The sequence below is a fragment of the Rhizobium nepotum 39/7 genome (assembly GCF_000949865.1).
GTDB lineage: Bacteria > Pseudomonadota > Alphaproteobacteria > Rhizobiales > Rhizobiaceae > Agrobacterium > Agrobacterium nepotum.
On sequence record NZ_JWJH01000012.1, the window covers coordinates 294,758 to 312,202 of the forward strand.

19 protein-coding genes and 1 pseudogene are annotated in these 17,445 nt (G+C 60.1%); 12 read left to right on the plus strand and 8 right to left on the minus strand.

The features are described from left to right. Position 1 precedes the first annotated feature (1 nt). The 6 genes from RS75_RS14510 to RS75_RS14535 all read right to left on the minus strand — a co-directional run bounded on the left by RS75_RS14510 (position 2) and on the right by RS75_RS14535 (position 6,129). On the minus strand, positions 2-901 hold the full coding sequence (locus tag RS75_RS14510; RefSeq protein ID WP_045021608.1) for a sugar phosphate isomerase/epimerase family protein: 900 nt from the start codon (positions 899-901) through the stop codon (positions 2-4). A gap of 171 nt (positions 902-1,072) precedes the next feature. Further along, positions 1,073-2,014, minus strand: coding sequence for a sugar ABC transporter substrate-binding protein (locus RS75_RS14515; protein WP_045021609.1), 942 nt, complete (start codon positions 2,012-2,014; stop codon positions 1,073-1,075). Positions 2,015-2,295: 281 nt separating this feature from the next. After that, positions 2,296-3,324 carry a LacI family DNA-binding transcriptional regulator gene (locus tag RS75_RS14520; protein ID WP_045021610.1) on the minus strand — a complete coding sequence of 343 codons (1,029 nt, stop codon included), beginning with the start codon at positions 3,322-3,324 and terminating at the stop codon, positions 2,296-2,298. A 189-nt stretch (positions 3,325-3,513) separates the two neighbouring features. Further along, positions 3,514-4,719: a 3-oxoadipyl-CoA thiolase gene (gene pcaF, locus RS75_RS14525; protein ID WP_045021611.1), complete on the minus strand. Its 1,206-nt coding sequence runs from the start codon at positions 4,717-4,719 to the stop codon at positions 3,514-3,516. A 10-nt stretch (positions 4,720-4,729) separates the two neighbouring features. Continuing rightward, positions 4,730-5,425, minus strand: coding sequence for a CoA transferase subunit B (locus RS75_RS14530; protein WP_045021612.1), 696 nt, complete (start codon positions 5,423-5,425; stop codon positions 4,730-4,732). After that, positions 5,422-6,129 (minus strand): 3-oxoacid CoA-transferase subunit A, encoded by a 708-nt coding sequence (locus RS75_RS14535; RefSeq protein WP_045021614.1) that lies wholly within the window; start codon positions 6,127-6,129, stop codon positions 5,422-5,424. Before RS75_RS14535 ends, RS75_RS14530 begins: the two co-directional genes overlap by 4 nt. A gap of 136 nt (positions 6,130-6,265) precedes the next feature. On the opposite strand from RS75_RS14535, the gene RS75_RS14540 reads away from it, so the two are divergent. After that, entirely contained in the window at positions 6,266-7,027 is a 762-nt protein-coding gene (locus RS75_RS14540; RefSeq protein ID WP_045021616.1) for an IclR family transcriptional regulator, read from the plus strand. Between the two features lie 11 nt (positions 7,028-7,038). Here the strand turns inward: RS75_RS14540 and RS75_RS14545 are convergent, their stop codons facing one another. Beyond that, entirely contained in the window at positions 7,039-7,932 is an 894-nt protein-coding gene (locus RS75_RS14545; RefSeq protein WP_045021618.1) for a helix-turn-helix domain-containing protein, read from the minus strand. 116 nt (positions 7,933-8,048) lie between these two features. On the opposite strand from RS75_RS14545, the gene pobA reads away from it, so the two are divergent. Further along, entirely contained in the window at positions 8,049-9,221 is a 1,173-nt protein-coding gene (gene pobA / locus RS75_RS14550; RefSeq protein WP_045021620.1) for a 4-hydroxybenzoate 3-monooxygenase, read from the plus strand. Here the strand turns inward: pobA and pcaQ are convergent. Then, on the minus strand, positions 9,218-10,159 hold the full coding sequence (pcaQ, locus tag RS75_RS14555; protein ID WP_045021622.1) for a pca operon transcription factor PcaQ: 942 nt from the start codon (positions 10,157-10,159) through the stop codon (positions 9,218-9,220). The genes pobA and pcaQ overlap by 4 nt on opposite strands. A 95-nt stretch (positions 10,160-10,254) precedes the next feature. Here pcaQ and pcaD point away from each other — a divergent pair, with 95 nt between their 5' ends. From pcaD to RS75_RS14600, 10 genes and pseudogenes are all read left to right on the plus strand, one after another. Then, positions 10,255-11,052, plus strand: a complete 798-nt coding sequence (gene pcaD / locus RS75_RS14560) for a 3-oxoadipate enol-lactonase (protein WP_045021624.1) — start codon at positions 10,255-10,257, stop codon at positions 11,050-11,052. Between the two features lie 3 nt (positions 11,053-11,055). Further along, positions 11,056-11,475 (plus strand): 4-carboxymuconolactone decarboxylase, encoded by a 420-nt coding sequence (pcaC, locus tag RS75_RS14565; RefSeq protein ID WP_045021626.1) that lies wholly within the window; start codon positions 11,056-11,058, stop codon positions 11,473-11,475. Then, positions 11,472-12,212 (plus strand): protocatechuate 3,4-dioxygenase subunit beta, encoded by a 741-nt coding sequence (gene pcaH / locus RS75_RS14570; RefSeq protein WP_045021628.1) that lies wholly within the window; start codon positions 11,472-11,474, stop codon positions 12,210-12,212. The genes pcaC and pcaH overlap by 4 nt, the downstream gene beginning before the upstream one ends. A 2-nt stretch (positions 12,213-12,214) precedes the next feature. Next, positions 12,215-12,835 (plus strand): protocatechuate 3,4-dioxygenase subunit alpha, encoded by a 621-nt coding sequence (pcaG, locus tag RS75_RS14575; RefSeq protein WP_045021630.1) that lies wholly within the window; start codon positions 12,215-12,217, stop codon positions 12,833-12,835. 18 nt (positions 12,836-12,853) lie between these two features. Beyond that, positions 12,854-13,915 (plus strand): 3-carboxy-cis,cis-muconate cycloisomerase, encoded by a 1,062-nt coding sequence (locus RS75_RS14580; RefSeq protein ID WP_045021632.1) that lies wholly within the window; start codon positions 12,854-12,856, stop codon positions 13,913-13,915. Between the two features lie 368 nt (positions 13,916-14,283). Next, entirely contained in the window at positions 14,284-14,952 is a 669-nt protein-coding gene (locus tag RS75_RS14585) for an amino acid ABC transporter permease (protein ID WP_045021634.1), read from the plus strand. 10 nt (positions 14,953-14,962) lie between these two features. Then, the gene (locus RS75_RS14590; RefSeq protein WP_045021635.1) at positions 14,963-15,613 is read left to right on the plus strand and encodes an amino acid ABC transporter permease; all 651 of its coding nucleotides are present in this window, start codon (positions 14,963-14,965) and stop codon (positions 15,611-15,613) included. Between the two features lie 43 nt (positions 15,614-15,656). Next, positions 15,657-16,493 (plus strand): transporter substrate-binding domain-containing protein, encoded by an 837-nt coding sequence (locus RS75_RS14595; protein ID WP_045021638.1) that lies wholly within the window; start codon positions 15,657-15,659, stop codon positions 16,491-16,493. A gap of 9 nt (positions 16,494-16,502) precedes the next feature. Next, positions 16,503-16,616: pseudogene (locus RS75_RS27105) on the plus strand (transporter substrate-binding domain-containing protein); the annotation flags it as partial. Positions 16,617-16,645: 29 nt separating this feature from the next. Next, positions 16,646-17,407, plus strand: coding sequence for an amino acid ABC transporter ATP-binding protein (locus tag RS75_RS14600; RefSeq protein WP_045021640.1), 762 nt, complete (start codon positions 16,646-16,648; stop codon positions 17,405-17,407). Positions 17,408-17,445: the final 38 nt, after the last annotated feature.

A 17,445-nucleotide genomic window follows, 5' to 3' on the forward strand; every position in this document is an offset into this window, starting at 1 on the left:
CTCACTTGCGGTATTTTTCGATGTAGTTGTTGATCTCGGCGCACATGAACCTGCCCGATTCATCGGCCCTGTCCTCCCAGGCAAAGACACAGGAGGTCACGATGCCGTCGAAGCCGATTTCGGAAAGCGTGCCGAAGAAGTCGTCCCACGGCACCTCGCCCTGGCCGATATTCAAGTGCTGGTGCACCCGCGCCTGCGTGCCCGGCGGGTTGAGAATGTAGCGCAGCCCGGAGCTGGCCTTGTGGTTGAAAGTATCGCCGACATGAACGTGGGCGAGTACATCCTTCGCCTCGCGCAGCATCGCCTTGGTGTCGTCGCCGAAATAGAAGGTGTGCGGTGCGCAATAGAGGAATTTCACATTCTTCGAATTGACGGTGCGGATGATGTCGAGGGCTGGTTGCAGCGTCTCGCACCAGTCTTCCGGATGCGGCTCGACATGCAGGTTGATGCCTTCCCGCTCGAAGATCGGCACCAGTTCCTCCATGGAGCGCCACCAGGCATCTTCGCAGGCCTCGATCATCGAGCCGGTATGGCAGCAATAGCAGGAACCCCTGTCGGGATGCGGACCACGGCCGAATTCGGAATTCATCGTGTCGACCTCCAGTTCAACGGCGATCTCGATGGCGCGTTTCCAGTGTTTTACTGCCGCCTGCCGTTCGGTCTCGTCATTGGAGGCCCAGCGATACATTGGCAGCAGCGAGGCGATCCTGACGTTTTCCGCCGCCAGCGCCTTCTTGAACGAGCGGATCCTTTCGGGAAACACACGCGGCGCCTTGAACCATTCGAGAAAATCGGCGCGCGGGCTGAGTTCGATCCAGTCGTAACCGAGTTCCTTCACCTTGGCGGGAAGAGCTTCGAGGCTGAGATGGCGGTGCATGAATGGGTCGAGGGCGATGCGCATATACGCCTCCTTATCTGCATGTCTGTTGAAAAGCCCTGACGGGCGGACTGGTTGAGGCTGCGGTTTCCGGGAGAAAGAAACCGCAGCCTTTGGCCGCCATTTTCGGGGGCGACCGTGTTTTCGGATTCCCTAGTCACGGCATCCGCAATGCATGTCGATCGAATGTCCGGCTCAGTTCTTGGCCTGGTAGTCCTTGAGGTTTGCGGGCGTCACCAGCTCAAAGGGCACGAAGACCTTCTTGTCGATCTTCTCGCCCTTGGCGAGCCTCAGCGCGGCGTCCACGGCGCCCTTGCCCTGACCTGCGGCATTCTGGAACACGCTGACATCCAGTTCGCCCGCTGCCATGGAGACGAGAGCGTCCTGCGTCGCATCGATACCTGCAATGATGACGCCATCCATCGGCCGGCCGGCCGCCTTCAGCGACTGGATCGCGCCGATCGCCATCTCGTCATTGTTGGAAATCACCGCATCGAACTCAACGCCAGCCGAGAGCCAGTTGGTCATCAGGTCCGACCCCTGCGTGCGTGACCAGTTGGCGGACTGCTCCTCGACAAGCTTTATGAAGCTGCAATCCGGGGTAGCGATGACCTCCTTGATGTCCTCTGTCCGCATGCGGGCAGCCTGATTGGAAAGCTCTCCCATCATCACCACGGCCTTGGCTTCCGTTTTGCCCGCCGCCTTCAGAAGCCGGCAGACTTCCTGCGTCTGCAAGGTTCCCGACTGTTTTTCATCGGAAGCGACGAAGGCCTGTTTGTCCGGCAGGCTGTCGAGATTGACCGGCTGGCGGTTGACGTAAACGAGCGGGATACCGGCGGCAGTCGCGGCCTGCGAAAGCGCCACCGTCGCATCCGTATCGACGGGATTGACGATGATGGCGTCAACGCCGGCGGCAATGAAATTCTGCACCTGGCTCAATTGTTTGCCGACATCGTTCTGCGCGTCCTCGATCTGCAGCGAGACGCCGTTCATGCCCTTCGAATAATCGATCATGCCGTTACGCAGCACGGTCAGGAAATTGTCATCGAACAGGGCCATCGAAACGCCGATGGTCTCAGCCGACGCCGTAGTCGCCAGCATGGTGGCCAAAGCCGCAATCGCTAAATGTCTTTTCATGTCGTCCTCCTCCGAAAATCTTGAAAAAAAACCGGTCGGACGGCAGCAAGTGCATTGCGCCGCAACCGCTTTCCGGCAAAAGGATACCCGTCGCCGAAGATGGAAATCTGCGGCGTTTGGCAACCTTGAAACATCATTATTGTCGTGGATCAGCCTCCTGCCCGCTCCACATGCCGGCAACATTTTCCTAGTTCGCGGCCAGCGTCAACGCATCTGCGGCAGCGGAATCCATCAAGGCTGATAGAAAGAGACGGGAATTTATGATAGAATCTATCAAACAGTCAAAGACTCTCAGGAACCCACAGATGGGCGGGTACAAATCTTTGCCCCGGCGTTTCCGCCATGCCGTGTTCGATGGTGTGAACCATGGTGGCGACAAGGTCTGCGCATAATTCGCGAAGCGGCGTCTGGAACACGCCGGTAATGCGCCGCTCCAGCAGCGCCTGCCGGGATTCCGGCGTCAACTCGTTGACGAGGCAGACGATGGTTTCCTGGCGGTTCTCCTGCTGCAAGGCCTCGATCACGCCTTCCATGCCGCCGCCGATGCAATAGATGCCGACGAGATCTTGGTGTTTGGCGATGGTGTCCATGACAAGCTCATAGGTCAGGCGCCGCGTTTCCAGCGTGATCAGCGCGTCCATCACCTCGAATTCCGGCGCATATTCCCTGATATAGCTGCGAAAGCCGGTTTCCCGCAGCGAATGGCCGTGAAAACGGTGGCCGCCGAGCAACAGCAGAACCTTGCCCTTGCTGCGCGCCAGCCGCGAGATCATCCACGCCGCTGTGCGCCCGACCTTCATGTTATTCGCGCCGAGATAGGCTTCCCGCACGCCCTGAGCGAAATCGGAAAGCAGGGAAAAGGTGGGAATGCCCTTGGCTTTCAGCGCCTCGACGGCCGCCGTAACGTCATGATGGTCAGGTCCGGTGGCCGCCACGGCCTGCACCCGGCCTTTCATACCGGAAAGAAGTGCGGCAAGCTCGCTCGGCTCGCCCGACTGGGCAAATTCAATGCGCAGGTTCAGATGCCGGTCCCTGACGTTGCGCGCCGCAAGCTCCAGCTCATCGGCGAATGTCTGGTAAAAGGAGTGTCGTTCTTTCCGCAAAATGATGCCGAGATTATAGGACGGCAGATCGGCCAGCATGCGCTGGCGGATGATGTTGGTGGCGTGAAAACCGATCTTCTCCGCCGCCTCGAACACCCGCCGGGAGGTCTCCTCCCGCACCGGCAGGCGACCATTCAACACCCTGTCGACAGTCGCAACGCTGACGCTGGCGGCGTTTGCAACATCTGTGATGGTCGGACGTTTCATGAAGACACCTCTGCGCGCGGAAAGAATCCTGTCATACCCGCAAAACATGTCACGGTTCATGATAGAATCCAACGCACGCCAGGAGATTTCGGCAGCGGATACCAGGGGTGACGCTGAACGCCCCCCACAGGATAGGCACGGCAGCGGCATCCGGCCCGTTTTGATGGCAGCCGGGATGCCGCGATCCCGTCAGACCCGCTCGAGCGCCACGGCAATGCCCTGCCCGACGCCGATGCACATGGTCGAGAGCGCATAACGCTTGCCGGTCAGCGAAAGCTCGAGTGCTGCGGTGCCGGCAATGCGGGCACCGGACATGCCGAGCGGATGGCCGAGCGCAATGGCACCGCCATTGGCATTGACCCGCGCATCGTCGTCGGCAATGCCGAGCTGGCGAAGCGTTGCGATACCCTGACTGGCGAAAGCCTCGTTCAGCTCGATCACGTCGAGCTGTTCCTGCGTCAGGCCGAGCCGCGCAAGAAGCTTGGCCGAGGCCGGGGCCGGGCCGATGCCCATGACGCGCGGCGGAACGCCGGCAGTTGCACCGCCGAGAATGCGGGCAATCGGCGTCAGGCCATATTTCCTGGCCGCCGCCGCCGAAGCGATGATAAGTGCGGCCGCACCGTCATTGACGCCGGATGCATTGCCAGCCGTCACTGTCGCGCCGTCGCGCTTGTTCACCGGCTTCAGCTTCGCAAGCGACTCAAGGCTCGTGGCGCGCGGATGTTCGTCTTTCGACACCACCAGCGGATCGCCCTTGCGCTGCGGGATCGTGACCGAGACGATTTCCTTGTCGAGGCGGCCATTGGCCTGCGCGTCGGCAGCCTTTTGCTGGCTGAGAACGGAAAAAGCATCCTGATCTTCGCGTGAGACCTGATAATCAACGGCCACGTTATCACCGGTCTCCGGCATGGAATCGACGCCATATTGCGCCTTCATCAGCGGGTTGACGAAACGCCAGCCGATGGTGGTGTCGTAGATTTCGGCATTGCGCGAAAAGGCGCTTTCGGCCTTGGGCAGCACGAAGGGCGCGCGGCTCATGCTTTCTACACCGCCGGCGACCATCAGTTCCGCCTCGCCGGATTTGATGGCGCGGGCGACGGCAATGACGGCATCCATGCCCGAACCGCACAGCCGGTTGATGGTGGTTCCTGTCACCGAGACCGGCAGGCCGGCCAGCAGCAGCGACATGCGCGCGACATTGCGGTTATCCTCGCCCGCCTGATTGGCGCAGCCGAAGATCACGTCCTCGACAGCTTCCCAATCCACGGACGGGTTACGTTCCACAAGCGCTCTCAGCGGCACCGCACCAAGATCGTCGGCGCGCACGGAGGAAAGGGCGCCGCCGAAACGGCCGATCGGTGTGCGGATATAGTCGCAGATGAATGCATCGGTCATCGGTTTTTCCTCAAAGTTCCGGGGCGACAAGATCAGCGACTTCGCCATCAACATGGAGAGGCGCGCCGGTCATGGCCTGCAATTCTTCTGATGTCATCGCGGCCAGCTTTTCACGCAGCACGAAGCGGCCATCGACCACGTCGATCACCGCATGGCTGGTGTAGATGCGGGTGATGCAGCCGACGCCGGTCAGCGGAAAGGCACATTTTTCGACCAGCTTCGGTTCGCCGTTCTTGGTTACATGTTCGGTGATGACGAAAACCTGCTTTGCGCCATGCACCAGATCCATGGCGCCGCCGACGGCGGGCACGCCCCTGGAGCCGACCCGCCAATTGGCGAGATCGCCGTTCTGCGCCACCTGATAGGCCCCGAGAATCGCCACATCCAGATGCCCGCCGCGCACCATGGCGAAACTGTCGGCATGGTGGAAGAAGGAGGCGCCGGGTTTCAGCGTCACGGCCTTCTTGCCGGCATTGATGAGGTTCCAGTCCTCTTCGCCCTCCGGCGGCGCTTCACCGAAATTCAGAATACCGTTTTCGGTGTGGAAAATCGCCTGACGGCCGGGCGGCTGGTAACGGGCGACCATTTCGGGAAAACCGATGCCGAGATTGACGTAAGCGCCATCGTCAATGTCCTGCGCCGCACGCCAGGCGATCTGGGCGTTGGAAAGCTTGATATCGTCGCGGGTGTTGATTGGCTGGGTCATGCGTAGGCTACTCCCGCGCGAATGAGAATTTCTTCCTGTTGCGGATCGGCTATTTCCACGACGCCATTGACGAAAATACCGGGTGTCACGACATGCTCCGGATCGATCTCGCCGGCCGCGACGATCTTCGAGACCTGCGCGATGGTGGTGGCTGCCGCCATGCACATTAGCGGGTTAAAATTGCGCCCCGCCTTGTTGTAGGTGAGGTTGCCATAGGTATCGCCAAGCTCGGCCTTGACGATGGCGAAATCCGCCTTCAGCCAGCGTTCCTGAACATAAGACCGGCCGTCGAATTCAGCGATCGGCTTGCCATTGGCAAGCTCGGTGCCGAAGGCCGTCGGGGTATAGAATGCCGGAATGCCGGCACCGCCGGCACGGATGCGCTCGGCAAGCGTGCCCTGCGGCACAAGCTCCAGCTCGATTTCGCCGGCCAGATATCTGTCGGTGAAAGCGCGCGGATCGGAAGAGCGCGGAAACGAGCAGATCATCTTCCTGACCATGCCCGCATCGATCATCGCGGCAATGCCGATACGACCATTGCCCGCATTGTTGTTGATCACCGTCAGGTTCTTCGGGCCCTTGTCGATCAGCGCGTGGATCAACTCGATGGGCGCGCCGGAGCCGCCGAAACCACCGATCATCACCGTCGCGCCGTCGCCGATACCGGAAATGGCATCGGCCGCGCTGTTGATTGTCTTGTCCATATCAATCCTCCATCCAGCCGAACGGTAAAAACCCGGAGGGCTGCCTGGCGGAGAGCTAAATCCGAATCCGTCTCGACGGCAAGAATTTTGTGCGTTATATTATTTTTGTTCGTATATCGCACAAATGGAGCGTGACATGGCCGTCAATGAAAGAGACATGATGGGCGGTCTCGCCAAGGGGCTGAAGGTAATAGAGGCGTTCAGCGCCGAGCGCCCGCGCCTCTCTATTTCCGATGCAGCTGACATCGCAGGCCTTGACCGCGCCACCACGAGGCGCTGCCTGCTGACACTGTCGGAACTGGGTTACGCCGCCTATGACGGCAAGTTCTTCACCGTCACCCCCAAGGTTCTGCGGCTCGGAACCGGTTGTCTGGCTACCATGCCACTGCCGCGCATCGTCCAGCCTCTGCTTGATCGTCTTTCGGAAGAGGTCGGCCAGAGCACATCCGTCTCCATCCTGGACGAGACCGAAATCGTCTATGTGGCGCGTGCCGCCCAGCAGCGGGTCATGTCCATCGCCTTGATGCCGGGCTCACGTCTGCCCGCCTATTGCACATCGATGGGCCGCGTTCTCCTCTCAGTTCAAACGCCGGAGCGGCGGCGGGAAATTCTTGAAACCTCGAAGCTGGTAGCGCGCACGGAGAAGACGATGATTGCCATCGACGCCCTGCTCTCCGAAATCGAGGCGACCGGCAATCGTGGATATGCCCTGATCGACCAGGAGGTGGAGATCGGCCTTCGCTCCATTGCTGTGCCGCTGAAAACCGTGCGTGGGCAGACGGTTGCCGCGCTTAATGTCGGGCTTGCCGCCTCGGTGGCTTCAATGGACGATCTGGTGGAAAGGTATCTTCCCGCACTTCTGGCCGTTCAGCGGGAACTGGCAAGAATGCTGGTGTAAGCGCGGGTCTGCTACAGGTTTTCCCGCACGCCGTCCCCTCCCATTTTTCGTTGTTCGGCCAGCCGCCATGCCCGTGGCGTCATGCCGGTTTCCCGTTTGAAGAAGCGGTTGAAATAGGCCGGATCGGCAAAGCCCAGACCTTCCGCAATCATCTGCACGGTCGATACCGTGAAGATCAGCTCCTGCTGGGCGATCTCGATCTGGCGTCGGGCCACCAGCCGTTGCAGGCTGAGGCCGGAAACGGAACGGACGAGGCGGTTGAGATGGGTCTCGGACAGGCCGAGTTTCTGCGCATAAAATTCCGCCTTGTGCGGCTCGCGAATATGGCGAGCGATCAGCGACAGCAAAAGCTCAAACCGCCGCTCTGCAAGCCCTTCGCCGGCACTTTCCATCAAGGGTCGCGCCGCCCGTGCCAGAAGCGTGACGACGGTGGCGAGCTGGCCTTCGATCATGGCGTCGCGGCCAATCTCGCGGATCTCATATTCCCCGGATATATGTTCGAAACCACCGCGCAGACGACCACCCTCAGGGAAATCCCGCAACGGCAACAGCACCGGCTGCTGGAAATTCCGCAGCAGCAGCGCCTGCACGGATGCCGGCAGCGCGCCCGGCAACACGGTAACGATCACCCCGCCGATATCGCGTGAAAAACGAAAACCGTGCTCGAAACCCGGCGGCACGACAATCGCGACCGGCGGACGAATAGCCTCGGTGCGGCCATCCAGCAGCGCATCGCCCTCTCCTCCCCAAATGTACAAGATTTGCAGGAATGCGGCATGGCGGTGCAGGCCGATTTCGAAACGATGCAGGCTGCTTCTGGAAAATAGCGTCTCGCAATGAAAGCGAAATTCAGTGCCTTGCGTCACCTCTTCGCCATAGAGTCCGTCATTGGCCGCAATGCGCATATGACCTCGCCCCCCGCATGATGGTCGAATTGTGCAATTTGCGGATCAGAAAGTCCATTGAGCTCGTGACCCGCCTTGGTCAATTTCCTGACGGGAGACAGTTCCGGGAGGAAACAATGCGCACCAAGGTCGTCATCATCGGCTCCGGCCCTTCTGGCCTGCTGCTTGGCCAGCTGCTTGCCAATGAGGGCATCGATACCATCATTCTCGACCGTGCCAGCAAGGACTATATTCTTGGCCGCATCCGGGCCGGTGTGCTGGAACAAGGAACAGTACATCTTCTGGAAAAGGTCGGCGCCAACAAAAGATTGCGCAAGGAAGGGCTGCCGCATGACGGTTTCTCCTTGACCTTCGACGGGCGCGATCACCGTATCGACCTCTTCGATCTGACTGGCGGCAGCCAAGTGATGGTCTACGGACAGACCGAGGTGACGCACGACCTGATGGATGCCCGCGAAGGAGCGGGGCTCTCGACGATCTACGAGACATCGAATGTTGAACCGCATGATTTCGATGGTGCGAGGCCCTATGTCACCTATGAGAAAGGCGGCATAACCCACCGGATCGATTGTGATTTTATCGCCGGATGCGATGGGTTTCACGGCGTCAGCCGCAAATCCGTGCCGCAGAGCGCGATCAGGGAATTCGAAAAGATTTATCCTTTCGGTTGGCTCGGCATTCTGGCCGAAGTGCCGCCCGTCAGCCACGAACTCATCTATGCCAACCACCCGCGCGGTTTCGCGCTCTGTTCCATGCGTTCGCACACCCGCAGCCGCTATTATCTGCAATGTTCGCTGGAAGACCAGCCGGAGGACTGGAACGATGAGCGGTTCTGGGATGAAATCCGCCGACGTCTGCCGGAGAACCATGCCGAGACCATGGTGACGGGTCCTTCTTTCGAAAAATCCATCGCGCCGCTCCGATCCTTCGTGTGCGAACCGATGCGTTTCGGACGGCTGTTCCTGGCCGGCGATGCCGCTCATATCGTGCCGCCGACGGGCGCCAAGGGCCTCAACCTCGCCGCCAGCGACGTACATTATCTGAGCGAGGCGCTGATCGAATTTTACCGCGAAGGGTCACAGGCTGGCATCGATTTCTACTCGCAGAAAGCGCTGTCCCGCGTCTGGAAAGCCGTGCGCTTCTCCTGGTGGATGACCACCATGATGCATCGTTTCCCCGATACCGGTGACTTCGGCCAGCGCATTCAGGAGGCGGAACTGGATTATCTCATCCATTCCCGCGCCGCCTCCACGGCACTTGCGGAAAACTATGTCGGGCTTCCTTATTAGGAAATAGTTTCGGATTTCGGGTCCAGCAATTCGCCCGCGGTTTCCCGAATGGCCTGTATCAGCAATGAAAGCGGCAGGGATGGCTGCGTGTCGGCCCTGACCGTCAGCCCGACCGGGCCGCTGGTGTCGCCGGTATCGACCGGCAATATTGCCAGAATACCATCAGCCACATCGCCCGCAACCACCCCTTCCGAAATGATCCAGACGGCGTCGCTGGTGCGCAAAAAGGCGCGGCCAAAAGCATCGGACACTGTTTCGATGCGGATCGGCAGGGCCGGCACGCCATTGGCGATCAGGAATTGCTCGACGATGGGGCCGATCACCGACTGCCTTGTGGGCATCAGCACGGGGAATTCGTGTAGCCGGTCGAAAACCGAAATGCCGGGCGACAGCAGCGGATGGCCGGCGCGCACAACGAAACGTACCTTTTCGGAATAGAGATGCTCGAAGGAAAAGCCCGCCATTTTTTCCGGCGCGGCCAGGCGGCCGACAACGAGATCCAGATCGCCGACCCGCAATTGCTCGAGAAGCACAGCGTTTTCGCCGGTGACGATCTTCACCGGGCTACCGGTTTTTTCAGCGAGAAACCCCGCCATCGCCTTCGGCATGATCCGAACCGAAACGGTCGGCAAAGCGCCGACCCGGACGGGAGGACCGGCGCGCGCTGCCTCCTGCGAGACCGAATCGACAGCCTGACGAAGTGCGGTCATCGTCGCGCCCGCATGGCGCAGGAAAACCTCGCCGTAGCGGCTGATGCGAATGCCGCGCCCCTCGCGGTCGAACAGCGAGACGCCGAGGATTTCCTCCAGCTCACGGATGGTTTTCGTCACCGCCGGCTGGCTGACATGCAGAATTTCCGCTGCGCGAATGACGCTTTTCTGGCGTGCCACCTCCACGAAAGTCTGAAGGTGCCGGAACTTGATACGCTGCTCGGTCATCGAACATATAATCCACAGGTTATAATTTTCACCGATAATGTCATTTTACTTAACCGGAACGCGCTTGCAATATCAGCAACAGGAGGAAGTACACCATGCATTTTCTGCGCTGTGGCAAAAACGCGATCCATTACCGTGCGCACGGACTGGAAAGCGGCAGGCCGGTCATCGCCTTCATCAATTCGCTGGGCACCGATTTCCGCATCTGGGATGCGGTGATCGAGACGCTCGGCAACGACTACGCTTTCGTCCTGCACGACAAGCGCGGCCATGGCCTATCCGATATCGGCCACCCTCCCTATTCGATAGACGACCATGTCGACGATATTATCGCCATCCTCGATCATCTTTCCGTCAAAAAAGCGGTCATCTGGGGTCTTTCGGTCGGGGGACTGATCGCGCAGGGGCTTTATGCCCGCCGTCCCGATCTCGTGGCCGCCCTGGTGCTCAGCAACACCGCCCACAGGATCGGCACTGCCGAGATGTGGAACGCGCGCATCGACAAGATCGCCACTGACGGCCTTGCCTCGCTGATCGATCCGGTGATGGAACGCTGGTTCACATCAGCCTTCCGCCATCAGGACAATGTGGCCTATGCGGGCGCGCGCAACATGCTTTCCCAACAGCCGGAGGCCGGATACAGCGGCACCTGCGCCGCCATTCGCGATGCGGATTTCACGCGCGAAGCGGGCCGCATCGCCGTGCCGACGCTTTGCGTGGCGGGCGATCAGGACGGCTCGACCCCGCCTGCGCTGGTGCAGTCGCTGGCGGATCTCATTCCCACCAGCCGCTTCGTCACCATCGCTGATTGCGGCCATATTCCATGCCTTGAACAGCCGCCTGCCTACGCACGGGCGGGCGGCGATTTTCTCAAGACCTTGCCGGAGCACTGACAGATGGCGGACAATATCGACAAGAACGAAAGATTCGAGCAGGGCATGAAAACCCGCCGCGCCGTGCTTGGTGACGCCCATGTCGACCGCGCGCAGACGGTGGCGACCGGGTTCGACCAGCCATTCCAGCAGCTCATCACCGAAGCGGCCTGGGGCACGGTATGGTCCGGCAACCACTGGACGAAGCGCGAGCGCTCGATGGTCACCATCGCCTTGCTTGCCGCACTCGGCCAGGACGAGGAGCTTGCCATGCATGTGCGCGCCACCGCCAATACCGGCGCCACCGAGGCGGATATCCGCGAAGCGCTGCTGCATGTCGCGATCTATGCCGGCGTGCCCGCCGCCAACCACGCATTCAAGACCGCCAAGCTTGCTCTGGCCGGAATGAAGGCCGATAGTTCCAGCGAGGAGGAGACGAAATGAGCAATACAAAGCCCGAAACCGGGCCGTTCTTCGCACGCGACCGCGATATCCATCCGCTGGCCTATGCCCCCGGATACAAGACCTCGATCCTGCGTTCGCCGCAGCGCGCCCTGATTTCGCTGGAAGGCACCAAAAGCGAGATCACCGGGCCGGTCTTCGGCCACAGCCTGCTGAACGCGCTGGATAACGACCTGATCCTCAATTACGCCCGCCCCGGTGAAATGCCGATCGGCCCGCGAATTCTGGTCCATGGCCGGGTGCTGGACGAGCGCGGCCGCGGCGTGGACGGCGCGCTGGTGGAGTTCTGGCAGGCCAATGCCGGCGGGCGTTATCGTCACAAGAAAGAAACCTATCTCGCCGCCATCGATCCGAATTTCGGGGGCGTCGGCCGCACGATCACGGATGAGAACGGTTATTACTGGTTCAAGACCATTCAGCCGGGCGCTTATCCCTGGCCGAACGGCGTCAATGACTGGCGGCCCGCCCATATTCACTTCTCGGTCTTCGGCCACGGTTTTGCCCAGCGGCTGATCACCCAGATGTATTTCGAGGGCGATCCGCTGATCTGGAAATGTCCGATCGTCAAAACCATTCCGGACGAGGATGCGATCAAGCGGCTGATCGCACCGCTCGACATGAATTCGAACATTCCGATGGACATGCTGGCATACAAATTCGACATCGTGCTTCGCGGCCGCCGCTCCACATTTTTCGAAAACCGCAAGGAAGGTAACTGATCATGGTCCAGCCACTCGGTTATCTCAAGGAATCGGCCTCGCAAACGGCAGGGCCATATGTCCATATCGGCTGCACCCCCAATTTCGTCGGCATAGAAGGCATATTCGAAAAGGATCTCGGCTCCGGCGCGCTCTACAACGACAAGGCCCGTGGCGAACGCATCAGCGTGCGCGGCACAGTCTATGACGGCGCTGGCATGCCGCTGAAGGACGCCCTGATCGAGATCTGGCAGGCGGATACGGACGGTTATTACAACAGCCCCAGCGAGACGCGCGGCAAGGCGGACCCGAATTTCACCGGCTGGGGCCGCTCGCCGGGCGACATGGATACCGGAGAATTCGTTTTCGAAACGATCAAGCCCGGCAAGGTGCCGTTCAGGGATGGCAGGCCCATGGCGCCGCACATCACTTTCTGGATCGTGGCGCGCGGCATCAATATCGGCCTGCAGACCCGCATGTATTTTCCCGAGGAGCACGAGGCCAATGCAGCCGACCCGGTTCTTGCCCGCGTCGAGCAGAAAAGCCGCATCGCCACGCTTGTCGCCAAAAAGGAGGAAGGAAACATCTATCGTTTCGATATCCGCCTTCAGGGCGAGGGCGAAACCGTGTTTTTCGACATCTGAGCGGAGCCGTAACCTGAGATGAGCCTTTCCCCCTTCGAACATCCGTTTCTCTCCGGCCTTTTCGGCGACAGCGAAATCATCGAGCTGTTTTCGGCCAAAGCGGATATCGACGCCATGATCCGCTTCGAGACGGCGCTGGCGCAGGCGGAAGCCGGGGCGGGTGTCATTGCAGCAGATGCGGCGGACGCGATCGTCTCGGGGCTTTCGGATTTTGCCGCCGATATCACCGCCCTTCGCCATGGCGTTGCCAAAGATGGCGTCGTGGTGCCTGAACTCATCAGGCAAATGCGCGCGGCGGTCGCGGGTGCTGCGGCGGAAAAGCTGCATTTCGGCGCAACCAGCCAGGATGTCATCGATACCAGCCTGATGTTGCGGCTGAAGGCGGCGGTGGAAATCATCGCGGCCCGGCTCGGCCGTCTTGTCGATACACTCAGTGATATCTCAGCCCGCGACGGCGGCAACCCGCTGACGGGATATACCCGCATGCAGGCCGCCATCACCATCACCGTCTCCGACAGGGTGGCGAGCTGGATCGATCCGCTGGAACGGCACCTGGTGCGGATCGATACCTTTTTGCAGAACGGTTTTGCTGTTCAGTTCGGCGGCGCGGCCGGTACGCTGGAAAAGCTCGGCGACAAGGCCGGTGCGGTGCGCGCCGATCTTGCCAGGCGGCTCGGCCTTTCCAACCGACCGCAATGGCACAGCCAACGCGACGGCATCGTCGAATTTGGCAATCTGCTGTCGCTCGTCACCGGAACGCTCGGCAAGTTCGGGCAGGACATCGCGCTTCTGGCCGAAATCGGCGCGGAAATCCGCATGAGCGGCGGTGGCGGTTCGTCGGCCATGCCGCACAAGCAGAACCCGGTCAATGCGGAAACACTGGTGACGCTGGCACGCTTCAACGCCGTACAGATTTCAGCGTTGCACCAGTCTCTCGTCCACGAGCAGGAACGCTCGGGCGCGGGCTGGATGCTCGAATGGATGTCGCTGCCGCAAATGGTGACGGCAACGGGGTCCTCTCTGCTGATCGCCGAGCGCCTCGCCGCGCAGATCGACCGGCTGGGAGCAGGCGAAGAATAGCGCAAGGAACAACTGGTTTTTCGCAGAAATGAGCGATTTGCGAACGCTCTTTCGACAATTCGGGAACGGTGCAGACGCACATCGAAAACGCTTGCGCTATTTCACATTAGCCATTGATAAAAAACGGCTTTCCTGAACAGTTCGACTAACAAAAAAATGATTTTCAAGCTGTTTTTAACCGGAGTTGGCGCTTGACATAAAATTGAACTAACTGGTACAAACATTTCAAATAATACTGCGCGGCGATAAGGGGTATTGAGCTTTCGCGGCGCGGCAAAAACAAACGGAGGGCTTTGGAGCGATAGGTTTCCAAAGCGATGCGAGCAAGGCGAAACGCCTGTTCGGACCCGAACGGGTTGGGAGGAAATATGTCTTACAGTCTCGATTTTTCGGCGGTCATAGACCGCCTGCCCGAGCTGCTTCTGGCCTGTCTTGCAACGATCGGCCTTGCAATCGCTGGCATGTCGCTCGCCACCGTCATCGGGGTTCTCGGCGTCGTCGCCCGCCGCTCGCGTTTCAAGCTACTGCGCGGTCTGGTCATCGGTTTTGTGGAGGCCATCCGCAACACGCCGTTTCTGGTGCAGATATTCTTCATCTTCTTCGCCCTGCCGCAGATCGGCATCAAGCTCAACCCCACGACCACCGCCATCATCGCGCTGGCGCTGAACGGCGGCGCCTACGCCATTGAAATCATTCGCGGCGGCGTGGATTCCATTCCCAAGGGGCAGGTTGAAGCGGGATTGGCGCTCGGCCTGCGCCGGGCGCAGATCTTCCGGCACATCATTCTCAAGCCGGCGTTGCGCGCGGTTTATCCCTCGCTCACCAGCCAGTTCATCATGCTGACGCTGACCACCTCGGTCTGCACCTCAATCGCGGCTTACGAGCTGACTTCGGTCGCGCAGCAGATCGAAGCGGACACCTTCCGCTCGTTTGAGGTCTATTTCTCGATCACGCTGCTTTATCTGGTCATTTCCTCGCTGATGATGGGCATTTTTTCCCTCATCTCCCGCACATCGTTCAGCTATCCGGTCAAGTGAGGAAAAGACAATGGCATCCATCGGTCCCAACGAACTCTTCTTCCTGCTGCAAGGCCTGAAATGGACCCTTGCGCTGACCCTGATCGGCTTTATCGGCGGCGGCGTTTTCGGCCTTTGCATAGCGCTCGGCCGCGTGGCCGAAAGCCCGGCGATCCAGCGCGCCAGCACCGGCTACATTGCGGTCTTCCAGGGCACACCGCTCCTGATGCAGCTCTTCGTCGTTTATTACGGCGTGGCGCTTGCGGGGCTGAATGTCGATGCCTGGATCGCGGTCGCCATCGCATTCACGCTGCATGCCAGCGCCTTTCTGGGTGAAATCTGGCGCGGTGGCATCCAGGCGGTGCCGAAAGGCCAGACCGAAGCCGCCAACGCGCTCGGCCTGCATTACGTGTCGCGAATGAAGGACGTGGTTCTGCCGCAGGCCTTCAAGATATCACTGCCCGCCACCATCGGTTTTCTGGTGCAGCTCATCAAGGGCACGTCGCTCGCCGCCATCGTCGGTTTCGTCGAACTGTCCCGCGCCGGTCAGATCGTCTCCAACCAGACGTTCCGCCCGCTGACTGTCTTTGCCATCGTCGGCATCATGTATTTCCTGATCTGCTGGCCGCTTTCCCTGTGGGGCGCTGGCGTCGAAAAGCGGATGCAAGCCGCTTCCCGCTAATACCCATCAACATGTCATCAAGCTTTGTAAGGAGGAGCAAAAGATGAAATCCAACGGTAAATTCTCACGTCGCACCCTGCTCGCGCTCGCCGCGGCAACGGTCGCCCTGCCCTTTATCGCACCGGTCGATGCCTTCGCCGGCACGGTCGATGAGGCCAAGGCCAAGGGCAAGGTCGTGATCGGCATCCAAGGCGACAATTCGCCATGGGGATTCGTCAATTCGAGTGGTGTGCAGGATGGCCTCGATGCGGATATCGGCAAGGCCTTTGCCGAATATCTCGGCGTCAAGGTCGAGTTCGTGCCGCTCGCCGTGGCGAACCGCATCCCGGCCCTGCTCACCGGCAAGGTCGATCTGCTGTTCGCAACCATGGGCATGACCGCCGAGCGCGCCAAGACAATCCAGTATTCCAAGCCCTATGCCGGTAACGTGCTTTCCGTCTACGGCCCCAAGGACAAGAAGATCGGCAACTATGACGATCTGACCGGCGTTTCGGTCGGCGTTCCGAAGTCCAGTGCCATGGACACGGCAATCACGGCAGGTGCAGGCTCCAAGGCCAAGATCCTGCGCTTTGACGATGACGCCGCCAATATTCAGGCGCTGATTTCCGGCCAGGTCGAGGCCGTTGGCGGCAACCAGTTTTATGGCGACCGACTCAATCAGGCTGCCGAAGGCAAATACGAGCCGAAGTTCGACCTGACGACGCTTTACAACGGCGCCGGCACCCGTCCAGGCGAAAAGGACTGGAACGAGAGCGTCAACGCCTTCCTCGACAAGATCAAGTCGGATGGCCAGCTGGCCAAAATCTACGACAAGTGGATGAAGCGCGAAGTTCCCGCTTTCCCGGAAAGCCTGCCCGATATTCCTTTCACCGTGAAGTGAGGGATTGATCTCGACCAGATCAAGGTGAATGGCGACCTCGCAAAGGTCTACGCCAGGTGGATGAAACGGGAAGCGCCGCAGTTACCGACGTCGCTTCCCGACATTCCCTACACCGTCAACTAACGCTGCTTCCCAGCATGAAGGAAAGTTCCATGTCGCAATCCTCCGCCGCACAGGCTCCGCTGATCGCCCTTGAAGGGGTTGGGAAGTGGTATGGAGCCTTCCATGCGCTTAAAGGCGTCAACATGACGGTTCGCAAAGGCGAAAAAATCGTTCTTTGCGGCCCGTCCGGTTCGGGAAAATCCACCCTTATCCGCTGTATCAACCATCTGGAGGAAATCCAGGAGGGCAAGATCACGGTCGAGGGCACTACGCTGTCGGATTCCAGCCGCGCCATCGATGCGGTTCGCCGCGAAGTGGGCATGGTGTTCCAGAGCTTCAATCTCTTCCCGCACAAGACCATCATGGAAAACTGCACGCTTGCACCCATGCGGGTGAAGGGCCTGTCGAAAGCCGATGCGGAAGCCACCGCGCGCAAATATCTGGAACGCGTGCGCATTCTCAATCAGGCCGATAAATATCCGGCGCAGCTTTCCGGCGGCCAGCAGCAGCGCGCGGCAATTGCCCGTGCGCTCTGCATGGAACCGAAGGCCATGCTGTTCGATGAGCCGACCTCGGCGCTCGATCCGGAAATGGTCAAGGAAGTGCTCGACACGATGATCGGCCTTGCCCGCGACGGTATGACGATGATCTGCGTGACCCATGAAATGGGCTTTGCCCGCCAGGTCGCCGACCGCGTGGTCTTCATGTCGGAAGGCGAGATCATCGAGGAAGGCCCGCCGGACGAGTTCTTCCGCGATCCCAAGCACCAGCGCACCCGCACCTTCCTCGGCGAGATTCTCGCCCATCACTGATGGTTTTCCAGAACCGACAGGCAGGCGGGGATTATCCC